1 protein-coding gene is annotated in these 1009 nt (G+C 67.9%); it reads right to left on the reverse strand.

From position 1 onward, the window contains the following. Nucleotides 1-1007 (reverse strand): pyridoxal-phosphate-dependent aminotransferase family protein (locus tag HLH35_RS19680; RefSeq protein ID WP_338029407.1); only part of this gene is annotated, 1007 nt, incomplete at its 3' end. Nucleotides 1008-1009 lie beyond the last annotated feature (2 nt).

Here is a 1009-nt window from a genome sequence, read left to right on the forward strand (position 1 = left end):
CCGCGCATCCGGGCCCGCACCCGCTCGCCATCCACGCCGTCGGGGATATAAACCCCCGTCACATTGGTCATGCGGTAGGCATCCTGGCCATACAGGCTCAGCCCCATGGCCCGCAGTCCGGCACTCATCGCGGCACCCGCCGCCCGATGCCGCGCGAAACGCGCTTCCAGCCCTTCTTCCAGCATCACCCGCGCCGCCTCGCGCGCCGCATAGAGCATGCTGGTCGCCTCGGTATGGTGGTTCAGCCGCTTCTCCGACCAGTATTCCATGATCATCGCCAGGTCGAAATAATTCGACCGGATCAGCGCCCCCGGCCCCTCGTCCAGATCCTCGCCGCGAATGCCCGCCTCGACATGCCGGCGCTTCATGATATGCACCGCCGCCCGGTCGGAGATCGTGATCGGCGCCGAACCCGGCGGGCCGCCCATGCATTTCTGCAAGCCGCCCGTCACCACATCCACGCCCCATGCATCGGTCGCCACCGCCATGCCGCCCAGCGTCGCCGTGGCATCGACATAGGACAGCACACCATGCCGCTGGCAGATCGCCCCGACACCCGCCAGCGGCTGCGCCATGGTGGTCGAGGTATCGCCATGGATCGCCGCAAACACCTGCGGGCGATGGGTCGTAATCGCCGCCTCGATCTGCTCCAGGCTCGCCACTTCGCCCCAGGGAATATCCAGCGTGCGGATCTCCGCCCCGATCCGCTGCCCGATTTCCGACAGCAACAGCCCGAACCGCCCCGCCTGGATCACCAGCAACCGCGCACCGGGCTCGACCAGCGACACCAGCGCCGCCTCGATCCCCGCCCGCGCCGTGCCGTCCACCAGGAACGTCCACCGGTTCTCCGTCATGAACACCCGGCGATACAGCGCCATCGTCTCGTTCATGTAGCGCGTCATCTCCGGGTCGAACTGACCCAGCATGTCCGCCGACATCGCCCGCAGCACGCGCGGATGCACGTTCACCGGGCCAGGCCCCATCAACAGCCGGTGCGGCGGGTCGATCT

Source organism: Gluconacetobacter asukensis, from assembly GCF_014174375.1.
GTDB classification, from domain to species: Bacteria; Pseudomonadota; Alphaproteobacteria; order Acetobacterales; family Acetobacteraceae; genus Gluconacetobacter; species Gluconacetobacter asukensis.